Below are 19,388 nucleotides of genomic sequence, written 5' to 3' on the forward strand. Positions count from 1 at the left end.
AGCCCTTCCGGGTGCGCCGTTGCAATCGGCTGCAAGGGGCCGGTTGCATCCCGCGCAAACCCGGCCTGCCCTCAGGCAAAGCGCAGCGGCACCGAAAGCGCGCCCACTTCGGGCCAGCGGCTGACGCTGACAGGGCCGGCAAGGTCGAACCCGGCCGTGGCGGCAAGGATTTCCTCCAGCGCCACGCGCAGTTGCATCCGGCCCAGATGCACGCCGGGGCAATTGTGCGGCCCGCGCCCGAAGGCGAGATGCTGGGCAATGTTGGGCCGGTCGAGGATGAACCGGTCCGGCTCCGGGAAGATCTCCTCGTCGCGGTTGGCCGAGGCATAGATCAGCGCAATCGCCTCTCCGGCAGGGATCGTGCGCCCGCGCATCTCCACATCGCACACCGCCGTGCGGGCAAAGCCGCGATAGGGCGTGTAGAGCCGCAGAAACTCCTCGACCGCCGCCGGGATCAGCGAAGGATCGGCCCGAAGCTGCTGCTGCAATGCCTGATCGCGCGAAAGGTGCACGCAGATGTTGCCGATCATCACCATCGGCGCCACCATGCCCACCACCAGCACCTGCCGCACGGTGCCCACCAGCAGGTCGTCGGGCAGGGGCTTGCCCTCGTGGCGCGCCTCCAGCAGTGCGCTGGTCGGATCGATGGCGGGATCCTGCGGCTCGGCATGGCGCTTGGCAATCAGCGCGCGGGCCATGTCGTAAAGCCTCAGCGAGGTTTCCTTCATCGTTTCGGGCTTGTTGGAATGCACCGCCAGAATGAAGGCGCGCCCGGCATCGTGCAGGGTATCCAGCCACTCTTCGGGCATCCGCATCCATTCGCCGAAGACATGGACCGGCAGATAGCTTGAAAACTCCACGCAGATGTCGCCCCCGCCGCGCGCCACCATCGGCGCCAGCAGCCGCTGCGCCAGTTCGCGGGTCTTGGGCGCGAACTGTTCCGACCGCTCCAGCGAGAGCAGCGGGTTGAGCGCGCGCCGGTAGGGCGTGTGTTCGGGCGGATCGAGGTGCAGCGGCGGACGGCGCCCGGTGAAGGCAACCTTGGGCACCACGTTCTGCACCGACGTGATGAACGTTGCCGAATCCGATGCCGCGCGCTTCACGTCCTCGTATCGGGTCAGCGCCCAGAACCCGCCAAGGCCATGGGTGTGCGCCACCGGGCATTCGCGGCGCAGCCGTGCATATTCGGCATGCGGGCTGTCGAAATCCTCTGGAACTTCGGGGTCGAAATCCTGAACGCGTTCGGTCATGAACGGTTGCATAAGCAGCGCCGCTGCGCCATGCAAGCGCTATCATCAGCAGGCGGGATGCGCCTGTCCGAAGGGGAGAGCATGTGACGGCGGCCAGCACGAGCATCGACATTCACGAAGATTCCCGGCTCGAAGCCAGCGTCGGGGGCAAGGTCATCCGGCGTCTGGTGATCCCTGCCGCGCTCTTCATCCTCGTCGGCGCGATAGACCGCACGAACGTCGGGTTCGCCGCCATCGACATGAACCGCGCGCTCGGCCTGTCCAGCACGCAATACGGCTTCGGCGCGGGCGTGCTCTTCGTGGGCTACATGATCGCCAAGTATCCCAGCGTGCTGTTCTACGAAGCGGTCGGCCTGCGCCGCTGGCTCGCCACGATCACCGCCGCCTGGGGGGTATGCTCATGCCTCATGGCGGCCATCAGCAACGAATGGCAGCTCTATGCCCTGCGCGTTGCCATCGGGTTTTCCGAAGGCGGACTGTCTTCCGGCCTCATGCTCTATCTCAGCATGTGGGCGCCCGAACGCTTCCGCGCCTCGATCCTTGCCATTCCGATCGTCTCGATCTCGGTGGCGCAGGTGATCGGCGCGCCGCTGTCGGGCCTCCTGCTCGATCTCGATCAGCCGCTGGGCATGGCAAGCTGGCGCTTCATGTTCCTGATCGAGGCCCTGCCCGCGCTGGCGCTGGCGCTCTTCGCATGGTTCTGGTTTCCTGATCGCCCGGCCGATGCCCGCTGGCTGACCGCGCAGGAGCAGGACTGGATCGGCCGTAACGTGGCAGGCGCAAGGCCGCGCTCCGGCCCTGCGGAAAGGAGCCATGACCCCGACCGCTGGGCCGTGCTGCGCAGCCCGCTCGGCTGGCTCTGCGCCGCCATCTGGTTCTGCATCCTTGCCTCGAACTACGGCATCATGTTCTGGTTGCCGCAGGTGGTGAAAAGCCTGTCGGGCCTCACGTCCGCCCAGACCGGGCTGGTCGTCGCACTGCCGTGGGCCGCCAGCGGGATCGGCCTCATCCTCAACGCCCGCCATTCCGACCGCACCGGTGAACGCTACCTGCACGTGGCCATTCCCGCGCTGCTGGGCGGCTGCGGCCTGCTGGCGGCCAACCTGTTCGGCGCCGGGCCTGCCGGGCTTGTCGCTCTCGTCATCGGCGGGGCCTGCACGGGCTGCACCGTGGCCGCCTTCTGGGCCATTCCCACCCGCCTGCTCAGCCCCGGCAGCATGGCCATGGGCATTGTCGTCATCAACATGACCGGCAGCCTGGCCGGGGCCAGCGTGCCCCCGCTGATGGGCTGGCTGCGCGAACAGACCGGCTCGTTCACGCCGCCCACGCTGCTGTTGTTCGGCATTGCCGTGCTCTGCGCCGCGCTGACGCTGATCGCGCGCCGCATCGCGGAAAAGCCCGGCCCGGCATGAACGATGCCGCCGCCCCGCCCGGCTACCGGCTCACCATCCTCACCCTTGCCGCCATTGCCGCAATGGGGTCGATGGCCATTCACATGCTGGTGCCCGCCCTGCCCCTGATCGGGGCGGATTTCGGCATTGGCGAGGCCCGCGCCCAGCAGACCGTCAGCGTCTATCTGGCCGGGCTTGCCGCCGGACAGCTTGTCGCCGGGCCGCTGGCAGACCGGCGGGGCCGCCGCCCGGTCATGCTCGCGGGCCTTGCCCTGTTCACGGCCGGAGCGCTCGCCGCCGCCCTGGCCCCTGCGCCCGGCTGGCTGCTCCTTGCCCGGCTGGTTCAGGCCGCTGGCGGTGCCTGCGGAGTCGTCACCGCACGGGTCATGGTCGGGGATGTCTTCGGCCCGCAGAAGGCGGCGGGCGCGCAGGCCTCGCTCATGACCATCGTGCTCGTCTCGCCCGCCATCGCGCCGGTCATCGGCGGCGCCCTTGCCGATCTGGCAGGCTGGCGCGCGGTATTCGGCGCGCTGGCTCTCGCCGGAGGGCTGACCTTCCTCGCGGCCCGGCGCCGTCTGCCGGAAACCGGCGCCCCCGTCCGCTCCGGCAGCCAGGCCCTGCGGCTTGGTGCATCCTACCTGCGCCTCGCGGGCAATCGCCGCTTCGTGCTGACCTCAGCCACCCTCGCCCTTGCCAGCAGCGCGCTCTACATGTTCCTCGGCGCCGCGCCGTTCCTGCTCGTCCACCGTTTCGGCCTGTCATCGGGCGAGGCTGGCGGCGGCCTGCTCGTGATCGCGGCGGCCAGCATCCTCGGCACGCGGCTCGTCGTCCCGGTCGAGCGCCGGACCAGCGCGATGGTCCTCGGCACCGCCAGTTCGGCCAGCGGGGCACTGATCGCGCTTGGCCTTGCGCTCTTCGGGATCGAAGGCGCCGCGCTCCTGATCGCGCCCGTCACGCTGCTCGGCCTTGGCGCGGGGCTGGCCGGGCCGGTGGCGTTCAATGCCGTGGCCTTTGCCGAAGAGGGGCTAGCGGCCACCGCCACCAGTCTTGCGGGCGCGCTCCAGATGCTGGCCAGCGCCCTTGCCATGACGCTGCTCGGCATGTTCGCGCCGCTCGATCCCTTGCGCGTCGCGCTCGCGCTCATGCTGGCAACGGGCGCCGCGTTCACCTGTGCCATTGCCGCAACACTCGCCCGGCCAAACCGCCCAAACGCCTGAAAAAGGGCTATGCAAGGGCTTACATCCGCGCTACGAAAACTGTTATCTGAAAGAGCATAATTCGGAGGGGTGCCTTATGACCGTTTCTTCCTCGCGCAGGACCATCCTGCTCGGTGCGCTGCTTGCCGGCGCTTCCACGCTCCCGGCCAGCCCGGTCCTCGCCCAGACGGCTGACAGCGGCGCCGAGAATGCCGAAAGCAGCGGCGGCCTCACCGCCATCATCGTCACTGCCGAACGACGCGAGCAGAACCTCCAGAACGTGCCGATCTCGGCCACGGTCTTCACCGGCGAACAGCTCGAACAGCGCGGCGTGCTCAACCTGAACGACATCCAGCAGGTTGCGCCCTCGATCGCCATCAACACCTTCAACCGCTCCACCTTCATCAACATCCGCGGCGTCGGCATCGCGCAGAGCGCTCCCACCTCGAACCCCGGCGTGGCCTACTACATCGACGGCCAGCTCATCCCGCACGAACAGTTCATCGGCCATTCCTTCTTCGATATCGGCACGATCGAGGTGCTGCGCGGCCCGCAGGGCACGCTCACCGGCCAGAACTCCACCGGCGGCGCGCTCTATGTCCGCTCGCCCGAACCGGAGTTCGGACGCACCTTCGGCTATGGCGAACTCACCGTCGCCAACTATGACCGCTATCGCGGCATCGCGGCCATCAACATCGGCGGCGAGAACGTGGCCCTGCGCGTCGCGGGCATCCACGACGAACGCGACAGCTTCACCCGCAACATTGCCGCCAATGCGCAGAGCCAGCCCGGCAACATGAACCTCGATGCCGTGCGCGCCAACCTGCGCCTGCGCGGGCTGGACGGGAAGCTCAACGTCAACGTGCGCGGCGAATACTTCAACCTCAAGTCCGACAACAACGCGGTGAAGAACCGCAACGATCTGGTCAGCAACGATCCCTTCGTCATCCAGGAAGACGGCCTCTCCTTCCAGAACCAGGAAGGCTACCGCCTGTCCGGCGAGGTCCGCTACGATGTGAGCGACAGCGTGCAGGCGCGCGGCCTGATCTCGTGGCAGGACGGCACGACCGACGACCAGACCGACGGCGACCGCACCGCCACCGCGCTGCCGGTCCCGGCCAATCTGCCCACCAGTGCGGCCAATACCCGCACCTTCCCCGGCCGCATGAGCAACGGCAAGACCCGCTTCAAGACCCTGATCGGCGAAGTCAACCTGCTCTCCACCGGCAAGGGGCCGCTCCAGTGGGTCGTCGGCGGCTTCATCATGGATGAAACCATCCCCGTCACCTTGCTGCGCGACAACCGCAACACGCGCGACGTGGTCCAGTCCAACAGCAGCATCATCACCGAGGCGAAGAACACCTCGCAGTCGCTGTTCGGGCAGGTGAACTACTTCGCCACCGATGCCATCGAACTGATCGTGGGCGCGCGCTATTCGTGGGACAAGCAGGTCTATACCCGCTTCGCCGTGCCGGGGGCCGGGTTCACCCTGCCCTTCACCAGCCAGGTCACATCGCAGCAGCTCACCGGCAAGCTTGGCGTGAACTACCACATCGACGACAACAACATGCTCTATCTCACCGCCTCCAAGGGCTACAAGGCAGGCGGCGTCAACCTCACCCCCAGCACGCCCGATTTCCTGCCGGAGCGCAACTTCGTCTATGAACTCGGCTTCAAGACCGAACTGCTCGACCGGCACCTGCGCGTGAACGGCGACGTGTTCTATTCCGATTACAAGGACATCCAGCTTTCCAGCCTCGTCGGCGGCCTGCCCGTCACGCAGAATGCGCTGGCCGGCAAATCGTGGGGCGGCGAACTTGAAGTGACCGCGCAGTTCGGCGGTTTCTCGGCCAACCTCGGTCTTGGCTATCTCGATGCCAAGTTCGCCAACTCGGCCTGCATTTCCGATACCAATGCGCCGGGCACCGATCCGGGCTGCCCCACCAACCTGCGCTTCGTGCCCAAGGACCGCGTGCTGCCCTTCTCGCCGGAATGGACTGTCAATGCCGGGGTGCAATATGCCTTCGCGCTGGGCGATGTGCAGCTAACCCCGCGCGTGCAGTGGTCGCACCTGTCCAAGCAGTATGCAACGCCCTTCCCCAGCGTGAACACGCTGGTGCCCGGCCGCGATGTCTTCGATGCGCGCCTCACGCTCGATCTGGGCCGCTCCTACAAGATCGAAGGGTTCGTGAACAACTTCACCAACAAGACCTACATCGCCTCGCAGATCCAGAACAGCTCCAGCGCCGATGGCGGCATCATCTATGGTGCGCCGCGCACCTTCGGCGTGCGTCTGCGGGTCGATTTCGGCAACTGAGGCAAAGGGCGCGAACAGACCGATGCGCATCTTCCCGCCAAGGTCGTTCGCCCTTCCGCTTGCCGCGCTGGCTGCCGTCGTCTCGGTGGCGGCCAGCAGCGGCGAAGCGCCCGATCGCTGGTGGGCGCCCGGCGAAGGCCGCGTGCTTCCCGCCGTGCTCGATTACGAGAACGAACACGGCACCCTGCGCACGCTCACGGTCGGCGGGCCGCTCAAGACCGCAGGCCACCCCTTCTTCGAACCGCTCGGCAAGGACGGGCGCGCCTGCGTCACCTGTCACCAGCCTGCCGATGCGATGAGCCTTTCGGCCCACAGCGCGCGCCGCCAGTGGGACCGCACCCAGGGCCGCGATCCGCTCTTTGCCGCCTACGATGGGTCGAACTGCCCCACCCTGCCGCAGGACCGGCGCGAAAGCCACTCGCTGCTGCTCGATCGCGGGCTGATCCGCATCGAACGGCCCTGGCCTGTCACCAGTTTCAACGGCAAGCCGGTCACGCCCGATTTCACCATCGAGGTGGTGCGCGATCCCAATGGCTGCAATTCCGGGCCGGACTACGGGCCTCAGGCGGGGCGCATCTCGGTCTATCGCCGCCCCCGCCCCGTGGCGAACATGAAGTATCTGCTTGCGGTCGGGTTCCCCTATGATCCCAAGCAGGGCTATGCGCTGCCGCTCGATCCCGATGATGGCAAACCGCAATCGGGCAACCTCATGGCCGATAACCGGGCGGGCAACCTGCGCCTCCAGATGGAGGATGCCGCCGCCACCCACCTGCAGATGCTGCGGCGTCTCACCCCTGCGCAGCGCCGCCAGTTGCAGGATTTCGAACTGCGCATCTACACCGCGATGCAGGTCAGCAAGGTCGGCGGCGCACTCGACAGCATGGGCGCAAAGGCTGGCCCGGCCCGCCTGCGCGACAGCCAGCCCGGCGCGCTCGGCTCCATCGGAGAACCGGTCTGGAGCGAGTTTTCCGGCTGGGAGAAGATCACGCCCGCCGATGCCGCCACGCTCACGCCGGAAACGCTGGCGTTCCGCCAGTCGGTCGCGCGCGGTGCGCGGATATTCCGCGAAAAGACCTTTCTCATCACCGATACCGCGGGCATCAACTCGCGCATCGGCTTCGGCAATCCGGTCCGCAATTCCTGCGTGTTCTGTCACAACATGAGCCAGATGGGCAACGATGTCGCGCCGGGACAGGTCGATCTGGGCACCACCACCCTGCCCTTTGCCGATCCCTGGCTCGATCTGCCATTGTTCCGCGTGACCTGCACTGGCAGGCCCCATCCCCATTATGGCAGGGTTATCTATACCTATGACCCCGGCTTTGCCCTCACCTCGGGCAAGTGCGCCGATGTCGGCAAGATCACGCTGCAATCCATGCGCGGGCTTGCGGGGCGTGCTCCCTATTTCTCCACCGGTCTGGCAAAGGACTTGCGCGCGGTGGTCGATTACTACGAACGGCGCTACGCCATCGGCTATACCGAGCAGGAAAAGCAGGATCTCGTCAATCTGATGAGCGTGCTGTGAGAACGCTTGCCTTCACCGCCGCCCTCATCGCCAGCGCATCGGCCCATGCGGCCGAAACCGGTGCGCTCGTGCGCTTTGTCGCCTGCCCGATCTACCGCGATACCGATGCGGGGCGCAAATCGGGCTGCTGGCTGGGCGATGACCGCGAAGCCGGCACCCGCTGGGACGTGACCGAAAGCCCCTACAAGCCCGACTGGAACTTCGCCATGCTGGTCGAAGGCAGGGTTGCGGCCAGCGCCGACCAGCCCTGCGGCTCGCCCGTGCTCGATCCGGTGCGCACCTCGCGGCTCGATGTGCCCTGCGTGCGGCACATGCTTCCGGCCGAAGGGCTGCCGGGCCGCCGCTTCGTCCTGCCCCGGCGCAATATCGCGCCGCTTGGCGTGCCGCGCCCCGTCCCCCCCGGCCCCTATGCCGAGCGCGTGTTCCCCGTCTATTTCGAGTTCGACAAGGATTTCCTTGTCTATCAGTATGATGATTGGCTCATCGATAATGCCGTGGCATGGATCAGGGCCGCCCGGCCGAAAAAGCTGGTTGTCACCGGCTTTGCCGCCACCACGCCGGAAACGGTCAGCGGCATGGTTCTGGCCGAACGGCCCGAAGTCGCCTCCGAACGCGCCGAGGCCATTGCCGAAACGCTGCGCCGTCTGGTCCCTGCAATCCCGGTCGAAACCCGCAGCATGACCGCCGCGCAGCCCACCGACGATCCCGAAGCCGATGGCCTGCCCTGGCAGAGCCAGCGCCGCGCGGAAATCCGCGCCCTGTTCTAGAACAGCGCCCCCGCGTCCGCACAGGTGTCGAGCGCAAGGATGCGGGCCGCCAGCGCTTCGGCGGCTTCGGCCGCTACCGGCACCGCCCCGCGCGCAAGGCAATCGATGAACTTCGCGGCCTGCGCCGCATCGGACAGCGGCCGTGCCGGACAGCCAAGCGCATTGGCAACGAAGGCTTCGTGCACGCTGCCATCGTGCAGGGTCACGCGCATGGCGCCGCCCACCCCGCGCTGCCAGCGGCCTTGTGCCTCATGCACCGGGCGCACCTTTGCCGCCAGTGCCAGCACCGCCGGATCGCCAAGGCTGTCCGCCCCGAAATCGCCCAGCCCCACCCGGCCCCGCGCAAAGGCCAGCGCAACCGTGAACGGCACGGAAAACTTCGCATCTATCGCCACGGCGGGCGCCTGCTTGCGTGCCAGCGGTTCCACCAGCATGGCCTGCACTTCGTCCACCATCACCTCCACCCCGGCAATGGCATCGGGCGCGATGGCATGGCGCGCGGCAAGGTCCAGCGCCATTTCGATGAACGGATGCGTGCCGCGGCAACTCGGCCATGGCTTGAAGGTCAGCTCCGCGCCCCAGTAATGCGCGCCCAGCCGGTCGGTCAGGTCGGCAGCATCAAACTGCCCGCCCGCATAAAGCGCATAGAAGCCCGCCGTGCCTTCAAGCGGCGTCTCGAAACCGGCCACCCCCTCGCGCGCCAGCAGGGCCGCGGTCAACGCGGCCTGCGCCGGAAAAGCCTCGCGCACGGCGCGCAGCACGGTGCGGCGGCTGTGCTTGATCTCGCCCGGCATCGTCGCCTGGCACAGCACCAGCGAAAGCGCGTCCTTCACCTGCTGCGGCGCAAGCCCCAGCAGATTGGCCGCACCCGCCACCGCGCCAAAGGCGGCCACGATCGGCGGCGGATACCATCCCCCCTGCTCCATCGGCTGGCGCAGCGATAACGCGATGCGGCAGGCCACGTCCCCGCCCACCGCCAGCGCCGTCAGGAACCGGCGCCCGTCAACCGCGCCCTCGGTCGCCGACCGCGACTGCGCCAGCGCCAGCAGCACCGGCACCAGCGAGGCATTGGGATGCGCTGGCGCGCGGTCGAAGGCGTCCTCGTAATCCACCGCATGGGCCAGCGCGCCATTGGCCAGCGCCGCGCCCAGCGGCTGCACCCTTTGCCCCGTGCCCAGAATGGCGCAAGGCCCCGCGCCGTTCGCCTTGGCCAGCGTGATGAAGGGTGCGGCTTCCGGGGCCAGCCCGCTGGCGGCATGGATCACCCCCACCGCATCCAGCAGCACCCGCCGCGCGCCCTCGCGCGCCGCATCGGGCAGCGTCTCCCACCGCGCGCCCGCAATGTGGCGGGCCAGCACATCGCTTACCCCGCCTGTCATGCCCGCAAGTCCTTGCGCGCGGAAAGGCGGGGGGCCAGCGAAAGCAGCACGATCGCCCCGATCAGGATGCCCGCGCCCGCCAGTTCGGCATTGCGCGGCATCCGCCCGCCCCAGAACCACGCCAGCAGCACCGATCCGCCAACGCCCGCCACAAGGCTCGCCGCGCGCTCCAGCGGCACGCAATAGGCATTCTCGCGCGGGTCCAGCAGGATGATGATGGCCAGCACCGAAATCACCGTCAGCGTCACGCCGATCCAGAACAGTTCGGCCAGCACCGGATCACGCCACACCGCAATGAATCCCCATGCCAGTTCGCCAGACTGCCCGCCGATCCCGCTGGCCGAAATCGCCGCAAGGATCGCCACGGAAAGCGGCAGCGCAATGATCTTCTCTTCCACGAAATAGCGCCTGACCGATGCCGGATCGCCGCTCTTGGAAATCCTCGTCATCACGTAAAGCCGCAGGAAATAGCCGATGGTGTAAAGCACCACCGTCAGGATCGCGATGGGCGGCAGCTTCAGCCCGCCCCGGTCGGAAAGCGTGATGACCAGCGCCGCCAGCACCATGGCCAGCGCGGTCCAGCTCCACCAGCGCACCCGTCGCCCGAACATCAGGTCCACCAGCGGCGCGATGATCAGGATATCGCCTCGCATGATAAGCTGGATGAACGGAATGCTCACATCGGGGATGGTGAAGCTCAGCGGCACGGTAAACAGGATCAGCGCCGTGCCGATGCCCGAAAGGAACGTGTGCCGCGTCGGAAACGGCACCCGCCACCGCCCCAGCGCGATCTTGCTGGCATCGCGGTGCCAGCCTGAAAGCCAGATGAAGCCCCATGTCAGCACCATGTTGATGATGAGCGATGCAGGCAGCGTCTCAAGGCCCGTCAGCGGGCGGCCAAGGCCGGGGTGCGGCGTGGTCGTCACCAGCCGGGTCACGATCACGTTGGGCAGATAGGCCAGCAGATAAAGGAGGACAAAGCCTTCCAGCGGAAAGGCCATGCTGCGCAGCCTCATGCTTCCGCTTCCAGCACCACCATGTCCGCATCCCGCCGATAGCGTGCATTAAGCCCGGCCTCTGCGGTCACGGCGGCAAGGTAATCGACCACGGCGGCATGATCCGCGCTGCCCGGCTGTGCCAGACGGGGCACCGCATCGCGTCCGATCACCAGCGGCAGCAGCCCTGCGCGCAGAACCTTGCCCTGCGCAATTTCCAGCCGCGCGATCATGGAAAGCCGCGCCGCCTTGGGAAAGTTGTAAAGGCTGTCGAAGTCCGGTTCCCATTCCTCGGCCAGAACGCGGATTTCGTTGAAGCTTTTCGATGCCGCGTGCGCCGGGTCCATCCTCAGGTCGGTGGCAAAGTTGCACAGCGAATAGAACACCGGCTTGCCGCCGATCAGTTCGCACCCTTTCAGGATGTGCGCGTGTCCGCCCAGAATCGCGTCGGCCCCCGCCGCAATCGCCGCGCGGGCCACGTCGCGCTGATAATCGGCAATCACCGCACGCACGAAATGGATGCCCCAGTGGTGCGAAACCAGCACCACGTCCGCCTCGGCCCTTGCGGCGCGGATGTCGGCCTCCATCGCGGCCAGATCCTCGCGGTGGGGGTATGTGTGGATGCGCGCGGGCGTTCCGGGCTGATCGTGCTCGATCTGCTCGTAAACCGTGAAGGCCCGCATCGGTGCGCAGCCGGGGCGGCGCTCGTCCGCCCAGTAGGAATGCGGCAGGATGCTGGAATAGGCCAGAAACGCCACGCGCGTGCCATCGCCCAGCGTGCGGATCACCGGGCGGCGCGCTTCGGCAATGTTCGCGCCTGCGCCCACCACGCTCATCCCCGCCGCCTCGATATGGGCGCGCGTTTCGAAGAAGGCATCGTGCCCCCAGTCCATCACGTGATTGCCCGCCATCGAGATCACATCGAACCCCGCACGTCCCAGCGCGGCAGCACCTTCGGGCCGGGCCAGCACCGCATGGCGCGCCTGCGGCAGGCGCACGCCCTTTTCTGCAAAGCTCGTCTCAAGCTGGCCGAACACCAGATCGGCGGCGCGCAGCAGCGGCGCGGTGGCCACAAAGCTGGCGTCATAGTCATCGCGGTCCGGCGCCAGATCGCCGGTGGCAAGAACGATGTGGCTCAAGCCCGCACCTTTGCGGCGCTGTGCGGCTCCTGCGCCAGCCATGCCAGAATCGCCTCGCGGTCGGCATCAAGGCGCGGTGGCGGGGCGATCGCCTCACTCGGCGCGCCTGCCACCCTGTAACCCGCGCCGGGAATGCGCACCTCTTCGTGCGGCAGGCCGGGAATGGTCAGTTCCACCAGTGCGCCATCTCCGGCAAGCGCAGCCGCCTCGTCCACCCGGCGCACCATGCCGCAGGGGATACCTGCATCGCTCAGCCGCTGTTCCCATGCCGCCGCACCGTCCTTCAGGAACTCGGCGGAAAGCTCATCGTGCATCGCGTCAAAATTGGCGCGCCGCGCATCGGGCGTGTCGAAGCGCGGGTCGGCAAGCCAGTCCTCGCGCCCCATCACGCGCGCGAGCGCGGCAAACTGAGGCGGCTGCACCACGCCCAGCGACACCTGCCGCCCATCTGCTGCGGTAAACAGCGATGCGGTGGGCAGTCCGCTGTAGCCGGTATTGCCCATGCGCGTCATCGGCCTGCCCGTCACCAGGAACGGCGTCAGCGCCGATGTCATGAAGGCAAGGCTGGCATCGAACATCGAAACGTCCAGCTTGCTTCCCCTGCCCTGCCGCTCGCGCCGCATCAGCGCGCCGAGGATCGCCAGCGCCGCGGTCTGCCCGGTCAGTGTGTCCACGATGGGAAAGCCCACGCGCACCGGCGGATCGCCTTCCTCGCCGCTCAGCATCATCATGCCGCTGGTGGCCTGCACGATGTTGTCGATCGCGGGCCAGTCGCGGTGCGGGCCGTCCTGCCCATAGCCTGAAACCGAACAATAGATGATGTCGGCGCGCACGTCGCACACCGCCTCGTATCCCAGCCCCAGCCGCGCCATCACGCCGGGGCGGAAGTTTTCCAGCACCACGTCGCTGCGCGCGATGATGGCCTTGGCGATGTTCAGATCGTCCGCATCCTTGAGGTCCAGCGCGATCGATTTCTTGCCCGCGTTGGCTGCGATGAACGCTGGCGACATCCCGTCATAGCGCCGGTCCGCGCCGTAATTGCGAAAACCGTCGCCGCCCTTCGGCTCGATCTTGATGACCTCGGCCCCCATCAGCCGCAGCAGATGCGAAGCATAAGGCCCTGCCATGACATGGCTGAAATCGGCGATGCGGATGCCGGAAAGCGGCCCGGTGCCGGAAGGATCGTTCATGGGTTCTCCGGAAACTGCTTGCGGACGATTGTCCACGTCTTGTCCCTGCACAGGCCGCAATTTGCCCCGGCAAACAGCGCGCCCGCCGTCTTGCTGCCTTTCAGTTGCCAGTCGAGCCAGGCCGCACCGATGCGGCCATAATCCCCGCCATTGGCAAGGCCGAAGGTGCCGCCGTGGCCCACCGGCGAATTGGCATAGAACACCGGCACGTGGGAAATGCGCTCCACGTCGTCCGATCCGTTGGGATAGGCAATGTCCTCAGGCCCGCCGAGGATGTAGGCCACGGGCGTGTGCAGCTTGTTCAGATCCTGCTTGGTGATGCCCACGCCGCTCAACCCGGTGCGCGCGCCGACATAGACCCCGCTGTTGAAGGCCACCACCGTGCCGATGCGCGGATCGGCCCCGGCGGCCAGCGCCTGCAACCCGCCGCACGAATGGCCCATCACCGCAATGCGCGAAAGATCGGCATGGGGGGCAAGATCGCTGCCCGCCACCCAGTCGATCGCCGCCAGCATCTGGCTGGTCGATGTTTCATCGGGCGTGGGGCGCGGGGGCGGGCCGCCTGCGGCACGCGGTTGCCCGGCGGGGGGAAGCGCGGCCTCCATCGGGCGCTCCTCCTTCGGCGCGCCATTGGCAATCACCAGATAGCCGTGGCTGGCGATCTCGCGCAGGAAGTGGCTCACCGAAAGGCCGTTGTTGCGGCACCCGCCGTTGCCCCACAGCACCAGCGGTAGTGGCCCGGCGGGCCAGTTTGCGGGCCGATAGATGGTATAGCCCGACGCATCGTCGCGCGCCTCGGCCACGGCGGGCATCGGGCCGGTTCCGGCCGGCTCGCCGATTACCTGCGGCCGGGCGGCCAGTGGGGCGGACCCCAGCGCAACCGAAAGGACAAGGCAGATCAGACGCTTCATGTTGCACTCCCACAGGAAATCCGGTCGCGACCCTTCACCGCCGCGCGGGCAGACCGGAACGCGGCCTCGCCATCGATGCCAAAGGCTTTCAGAGCGCGCGCATTGGCTTCGGAATCGCGCAGATAGATCGCGTCAAACTGCTGCTGGTCCGCCGCCGAGGCAGGGTGGAAGCTGACCTTGTAGGCCGCGGCTTCCGCCTTGCCCTTGTCCACCGCGGCGCGCACCTGCCGCGCCAGCGCTGCCTCCCACACGGCAACCCCCTCGTCCAGCACGGCGCGGTCCTGCGCGGAAAGCGTGTTCCAGCGCTTTTCGCTCATCGCGCGGGCCGGATAGGCGCCGCGCGGCACCGCGATCTGGTAGAAGTGTCTGGAAATCTCGGCAAAATGCAGGGACTTGAAGGTATCTTCGGGCGCGATAACCCCGTCGATCACGCCCTTGGCCATGGCCGAATAGACCTCGCCCATCGGCATGTTCACCGGGTCCGCGCCCAGCGAATCCAGCACGCTCAGCAATTCGGTCGGCGCGCGGATGCGCAGGCCCCTGATGTCGGCAAGGCTTCTCACCGGACGGTTCACCGTGACAAGGCCGGGCAGCGTGCCGCCCTGAACGGCAAGCACTTTCAGCCCCGCCAGTTCGCGCCCGATCTGGGGGTTTGCCGCCGCGATGCAGCGATAGAGCGCAACCTGCGATTCCACGCTGTCCGCGCCCTGATAGAACCCCGACTGGATGCGGATGAGATGCGTTCCGCCCCGCACGTAGATCGGCGTTATCAGGCCGATGTCGGCCACCCCGTGGCGCAGTTCCTCCATCGACATGTCGGATGAAAGCAGCGCACCCGACCATACCGGCCTGATCTTCAGCCGCCCGGCCGATCGCTTCTCGACAAAGGCCATCCATTCCTGATCGGCCTTCGAAAACGGGTGGCCGGGGCTGTAGGGCGAGGCATAGACCAGCTCCGTCACCCCGCTCCGCACCGGGCGCGCGCAGGCTGCCAGCAGCAGAGCCAGCACCAGCGCCAGCATCAGCGCCGGGAAAGGGGCGGCACGCAGCCTCAAGCCAGCCCCCGCCGCACCAGAAAGTCCGCCACCATGCCCACCATGCGGTCATGGTCCCAGTTGGCCGCATCCACCATGTCGGCATCGATCATCAGCACCGGCACGCCCGCGCTTTCCAGCGCCTCGGCGGTGATCTTCGTGCCCGATTGCGAAAGGCGGTTTTCCGGTGGCAGCAGCACCACGCAGGCGTCGATCCCGCAGCGCTCCGCCTCGCTCGTCATCCACCCGTTCATCCACGGCGGCAGGTGCAGCACCTCGTTCATCGAACAGACGCGGCTGGCCAGCGCCTCCATCGGGCGGCCCTGCAATTCGCGGATATACTGCGGCCCGGCAAAGGGCATGTACATCGACCAGACGAAGACCGCGCCCATGCGCTCTTCCAGCGCCTGATAGAAACCGGGATCGTGCCAAACGCCCGCGCCGATCCACATCAGGCGGATCTTCTCGTTGGCGGCCGTGCCCTCGCCTGCGGCGATACGCTCCATCACCTCGTCGCGGAACCGCCTTGCGTGGTTCACCGCCCAGTCCGATCCGCGGTGCCATTGCGGGATCATCGTGTTGGGCATCTGCTCGGCAATCGATACCGGGCAGGGCCGCGCCTTGCCGATGGCCTGTGCCGCTTCCCAGATATAGCCTTCCTGCTCGTTGATCCGCTCCATCAGGTAATGGAGCTTCGCCTCGTCGAACCTGCGGCCCGTGCGGTTTTCCAGCAGCGAGATCAGATCGCGCATTTCCGAAACGGCCAGCGCGATGCGGTCGGCATCGTAAACCTGTTCCCACTGGTCCTTCGAATGGGCGAACCAGCGCGGGTCCTTGTGCTCCCATGCGGGCGCTTCCATCGGAAAGAACTCGCTGCCCAGCGCATCGGCCCACTGGCCGAAAACGTGCTGGATGCAATCGCATGTCATGCGCGCCACCAGCACCGTGGGCTTGGGCAAGCCCCCCCACGGCGCCGTTTTCGGATCGTTCGCCAGTGTGCAGGCAAGCCCCAGCGAACAGTATTTGCAGCTGTTCTTCGGGTATCCTGCCTCGGCCATCACCTCGAAGTAGTGGTTCGAAAGCTGCTTGGCCGAAATATAGGCCGACCACCACTGGTTGGTGATGATCGGAATGTCCATCACGTGAAAGATCTCGTGCGGCGTATCGGCCTGCACGATGGCAAACGGCTCACCCTCGTCCACCACGCGGCGTTTCAGGTCCGCGCCGAACTGCTTCTGAAAGGCGTTGGCCGCCAGCGTGCAGGCAAGATCCTTGCGGCTGCGCTGGCCCGATGGGTTTGCGGTAGGGGCGCTGCTCACTGGAATACTCCTGCATGTTCAAGCTGCGCGATGCGCTCGTCGGAAAGACCGCACAGATCGCGCGCAATTTCGTGCACATGTTCGCCCATGCCGGGCGCGCGGAACGGCGCAAAGGCATCGCGCGAAAAGCGGATGGGCGTTGCGATGTGGCCAAAGGGGCCAAGCAGCGGATGGTCCAGCGTGACCAGCGCCCCGCGGCCGATCAGCTGGGCATCCCGCTCGATCATGTCCTCGCAGTCCTGCACCACGCCGCAGGCGATGCCGTGGGCCTGAAGCTGTGCGGCGATGGCGTGATCCTCGCGAACCGAAGTCCATGCCGCCACGTCAGGCCCGGTCAGCGCCAGCAGCCGCGCATGATCGTCCTGCAAGGGGCAGGAAATTGCCACCCAGCGGTCGTCGCCCGCAGCGGGCAGAACGTCCTGCCAGAACACGCGGGCATCGGCATTGCCCATGCGCTGCGGCCGTTCGCCGCGCTTGGCCATGGCAAGGTAATCGCGCATCTGCTGCACGCAGATTTCATACATCGAAGCATCGATATGGCACCCGCGCCCGGTCTCGCGCCGGTGCTGCAAGGCGCCTGCCACGCCTGCCGCCATAACATAGGGCACGATCACGTCGCCAAACGGCACTGCGCCGGGAATCACCGGATCGCGGTCGGGCCAGCCCGTCAGATAGGTCCGGCCCGAAAGCGCCCCGCCCGTGCCATCAACACCCCATTCCTGCGCCATTGGCCCGGTCTGGCCGAACACGCTGCCCGATACCATGATGATGCCGGGATTGCGCAGCGCAAGACTGTCATAGTCCAGCCCCAGCTTGGCCATCGTTCCGGGCGAAAAGTTCTCGACCACCACATCGGCCCAGTCGATCAGCGGGTCGATCAGTTCGCGCGCCTCCGGCTTCTTCATGTTCAGCGAAAGGCTGCGCTTCGATGTGTTGAGATGCGCAAACCACGGCTTGTCATCCCAGTTTCCGGGCTTCGATGCGGAAACCTGCACGTCCAGCCGCGCCAGATCGGGCCGGGTGCGGGTTTCGATCTTCACGATCTCGGCCCCCAGATCGCCCAGCGTCTTGGTGGTGATCGAACCCACCAGCGCCCAGGCAAAGTCCAGCACCCTCACGCCCGAAAGCGGCCCCGGACGGGCGCCGGTGTGGATTGCGGGCGCGGCAACCTGCGCCGTTCCCTCGCGGAACGATGCAAAGCGTTCAGGTAATCCCTCCGGTGTATCAAAGAACCCGCGCGCGGCCAGATGCGGATCGGCCAGCACATCGGCCGGTTCGTTGGCCACGCAGGCGTTGATGCCCCGGCGCAAGCCTTCGGTGGCGATCTCGTGCTTGGTGCGCGTCAGGAAGAACGCGGCGATGGCCGCTTCCCACACGGCGCGGGTTTCGGCCGGAAGGGTCGAACGGTTATAGGAAAGCCAGTCGGTGCCCGCCAGCGGATTGGGCACGCCTGCCTCGTCCATCCAGTCAGACAGCGCCTGATTGGCAGGCGCGCCCAGCCGCCCCGTCATCAGCGAATGGAAGCACCAGCCATCGGCAAGCCGCCAGATGGCCCGCACCGTCGCCTTGCCATAGGCCAGCGCCCCGCCCACGCGCACCAGCTTGCGCCGGTCGAACTGCCAGACCAGCACGCCGTTGAAATTGCGGCTGAAGGCCACCTGCTGGATCGAAACGTCAACATGCTGGCCCTTGCCCTGATTCGGGCCTTGCGTGCCGCGCGCATAGTGCGCCGCCAGCGCGCCCGATGCCGCCACCATGTCGGCATGGAACGTGCAGGCATCGCCTGCTTCCTTCACCGGCGGCAGGCCCGGCTCGCCGGTCACGCGCAAGGCCCCGCCCATGGCCGATGCCACCAGTTCGCCGCCCTTCCAGCCCGAACGCGGCCCACCGGAACCGAACGGCGTCACCGAAACATGGACCGCGCTTTCGGGGATCGTCACACCCCCCAGCCCGTCAAGGCCGATGTCGTCGATCACGAAGGATGCGCCTTCCACCGGCCCGCCCAGCTGCGCGCCCAGTGATGCCAGAAAGCGCGCCAGCGCCCTGTTCGCCATGCCGCCCAGCACGGCCACGCGATGTCCTGCCAGCAGCTTCATGCCACGGCTCCGGCAAGGAATGCGCCCATCTCCAGATCAATCCCGTCGCGGCACAGCCAGTCGCGCCGGGTGGCCACCATCACCGGCAGGCCCAGCCCTTCAAGCGCGGCCCGCATCGCGGGCAGGTGCCACACGCTGGTATCGTCCTCCTCGATCAGCCACAGCAGTCCCGCCCTTGCCCCGGCAACGCGCGCCTGCTGCGCCAGCGCGCCAGCGCGGTCATGGAAACCGCGCGTATCCAGCGCGCGGGCATGGATCTGGCGGGCAAGCGCGGCAAAGGCATCGCCCGTCTCGTCCACCGGCGGCCCGCGGTCAGTCCACTCATCGGCCAGCGTGCGGCCCTGCGCGCGCCATCCGGCCTGCGCCGCCACGCGGTGCAGGCGCTCATCAGGCAGCAGGCTTCCGGCAATGAGACAGACCGGAGCGGTCCCAGAAGCAAGCGCAGGGCTTTCCCGGCGCGCGGCATTGCCCCGCGCAATCGCCGCGCGCAGCGCCGCCTCGTCCACGCCCAGCCTTGCCCCCAGCGCCCGCAGCGCCGCCTCGGTGCGCGCCACGCTGCTGGCTCTGGGGATCTTGGCAATGTCCAGCATCAGCGGCTCAGGCCCTCTGACGGCGCCGGTCCTGCGCAGTTCGCACATGTAGTAATAGAGCCGCTGCGCACTGTCGTCGGCGCGGCTGAACACCACCGCCTCCAGATGATCGAGCGCGCCATCGGCCCAGTCCTGCACCACCGAGCGCGTCCATGGCGCAAACTTGCTCTCCAGCCACCGGTCGGCCGCGGGCATGGCGCGGTCCACGTTCCAGCGCAGCGCGCCGGCATTGCGCCCGGTGGCATCGAACAGGTCGTGCGGCAGGTTGGGTCCAAGGTGGGCAATCATG

Annotated in this window: 15 protein-coding genes; 5 read left to right on the forward strand and 10 right to left on the reverse strand. The window is 67.3% G+C overall.

All coding sequences use genetic code 11. From position 1 onward, the window contains the following. Positions 1-71: 71 nt before the first annotated feature. Positions 72-1,250 (reverse strand): cytochrome P450, encoded by a 1,179-nt coding sequence (locus DKM43_RS01830; protein WP_109796761.1) that lies wholly within the window; start codon positions 1,248-1,250, stop codon positions 72-74. Between the two features lie 83 nt (positions 1,251-1,333). On the opposite strand from DKM43_RS01830, the gene DKM43_RS01835 reads away from it, so the two are divergent. From DKM43_RS01835 to DKM43_RS01855, 5 genes are all read left to right on the forward strand, one after another. Then, positions 1,334-2,662: an MFS transporter gene (locus DKM43_RS01835; protein ID WP_109796762.1), complete on the forward strand. Its 1,329-nt coding sequence runs from the start codon at positions 1,334-1,336 to the stop codon at positions 2,660-2,662. Next, a complete protein-coding gene (locus DKM43_RS01840; RefSeq protein WP_109796763.1) occupies positions 2,659-3,858 on the forward strand; it encodes an MFS transporter in 1,200 nt (399 codons plus the stop codon). Before DKM43_RS01835 ends, DKM43_RS01840 begins: the two co-directional genes overlap by 4 nt. Positions 3,859-3,934: 76 nt before the next feature. Further along, a complete protein-coding gene (locus tag DKM43_RS01845; RefSeq protein WP_109796764.1) occupies positions 3,935-6,154 on the forward strand; it encodes a TonB-dependent receptor in 2,220 nt (739 codons plus the stop codon). Between the two features lie 22 nt (positions 6,155-6,176). Next, positions 6,177-7,679: a hypothetical protein gene (locus tag DKM43_RS01850; RefSeq protein WP_109796765.1), complete on the forward strand. Its 1,503-nt coding sequence runs from the start codon at positions 6,177-6,179 to the stop codon at positions 7,677-7,679. Then, positions 7,676-8,446 (forward strand): OmpA family protein, encoded by a 771-nt coding sequence (locus tag DKM43_RS01855; RefSeq protein WP_109796766.1) that lies wholly within the window; start codon positions 7,676-7,678, stop codon positions 8,444-8,446. Before DKM43_RS01850 ends, DKM43_RS01855 begins: the two co-directional genes overlap by 4 nt. Here DKM43_RS01855 and DKM43_RS01860 read toward each other — a convergent pair. Genes DKM43_RS01860 through DKM43_RS01900 form a run of 9 tightly spaced genes read right to left on the reverse strand, consistent with a single transcriptional unit; the run spans position 8,443 to position 19,387 of the window. After that, on the reverse strand, positions 8,443-9,825 hold the full coding sequence (locus tag DKM43_RS01860; RefSeq protein WP_109796767.1) for an MmgE/PrpD family protein: 1,383 nt from the start codon (positions 9,823-9,825) through the stop codon (positions 8,443-8,445). The genes DKM43_RS01855 and DKM43_RS01860 overlap by 4 nt on opposite strands. Continuing rightward, positions 9,822-10,841 carry a hypothetical protein gene (locus DKM43_RS01865; protein ID WP_109796768.1) on the reverse strand — a complete coding sequence of 340 codons (1,020 nt, stop codon included), beginning with the start codon at positions 10,839-10,841 and terminating at the stop codon, positions 9,822-9,824. The genes DKM43_RS01860 and DKM43_RS01865 overlap by 4 nt, the downstream gene beginning before the upstream one ends. Next, the gene (locus tag DKM43_RS01870; protein WP_109797042.1) at positions 10,838-11,959 is read right to left on the reverse strand and encodes a CapA family protein; all 1,122 of its coding nucleotides are present in this window, start codon (positions 11,957-11,959) and stop codon (positions 10,838-10,840) included. The genes DKM43_RS01865 and DKM43_RS01870 overlap by 4 nt, the downstream gene beginning before the upstream one ends. Next, positions 11,956-13,149 (reverse strand): CaiB/BaiF CoA transferase family protein, encoded by a 1,194-nt coding sequence (locus DKM43_RS01875; RefSeq protein ID WP_109796769.1) that lies wholly within the window; start codon positions 13,147-13,149, stop codon positions 11,956-11,958. Before DKM43_RS01875 ends, DKM43_RS01870 begins: the two co-directional genes overlap by 4 nt. After that, positions 13,146-14,060: an alpha/beta hydrolase gene (locus DKM43_RS01880; RefSeq protein WP_109796770.1), complete on the reverse strand. Its 915-nt coding sequence runs from the start codon at positions 14,058-14,060 to the stop codon at positions 13,146-13,148. Before DKM43_RS01880 ends, DKM43_RS01875 begins: the two co-directional genes overlap by 4 nt. Further along, complete coding sequence (gene dctP / locus DKM43_RS01885; RefSeq protein ID WP_236632327.1) at positions 14,057-15,115, reverse strand: TRAP transporter substrate-binding protein DctP; 1,059 nt, start codon at positions 15,113-15,115, stop codon at positions 14,057-14,059. Before dctP ends, DKM43_RS01880 begins: the two co-directional genes overlap by 4 nt. After that, positions 15,112-16,413, reverse strand: a complete 1,302-nt coding sequence (locus tag DKM43_RS01890; RefSeq protein ID WP_109796772.1) for a 2-hydroxyacyl-CoA dehydratase subunit D — start codon at positions 16,411-16,413, stop codon at positions 15,112-15,114. Before DKM43_RS01890 ends, dctP begins: the two co-directional genes overlap by 4 nt. After that, on the reverse strand, positions 16,410-18,509 hold the full coding sequence (locus tag DKM43_RS16545) for a CaiB/BaiF CoA-transferase family protein (RefSeq protein ID WP_236632328.1): 2,100 nt from the start codon (positions 18,507-18,509) through the stop codon (positions 16,410-16,412). The genes DKM43_RS01890 and DKM43_RS16545 overlap by 4 nt, the downstream gene beginning before the upstream one ends. Continuing rightward, positions 18,506-19,387 carry a hypothetical protein gene (locus DKM43_RS01900; protein WP_236632329.1) on the reverse strand — a complete coding sequence of 294 codons (882 nt, stop codon included), beginning with the start codon at positions 19,385-19,387 and terminating at the stop codon, positions 18,506-18,508. The genes DKM43_RS16545 and DKM43_RS01900 overlap by 4 nt, the downstream gene beginning before the upstream one ends. Position 19,388 lies beyond the last annotated feature (1 nt).

Origin of the sequence: Novosphingobium meiothermophilum (genome assembly GCF_003171715.1) — a bacterium.
GTDB lineage: Bacteria > Pseudomonadota > Alphaproteobacteria > Sphingomonadales > Sphingomonadaceae > Novosphingobium > Novosphingobium meiothermophilum.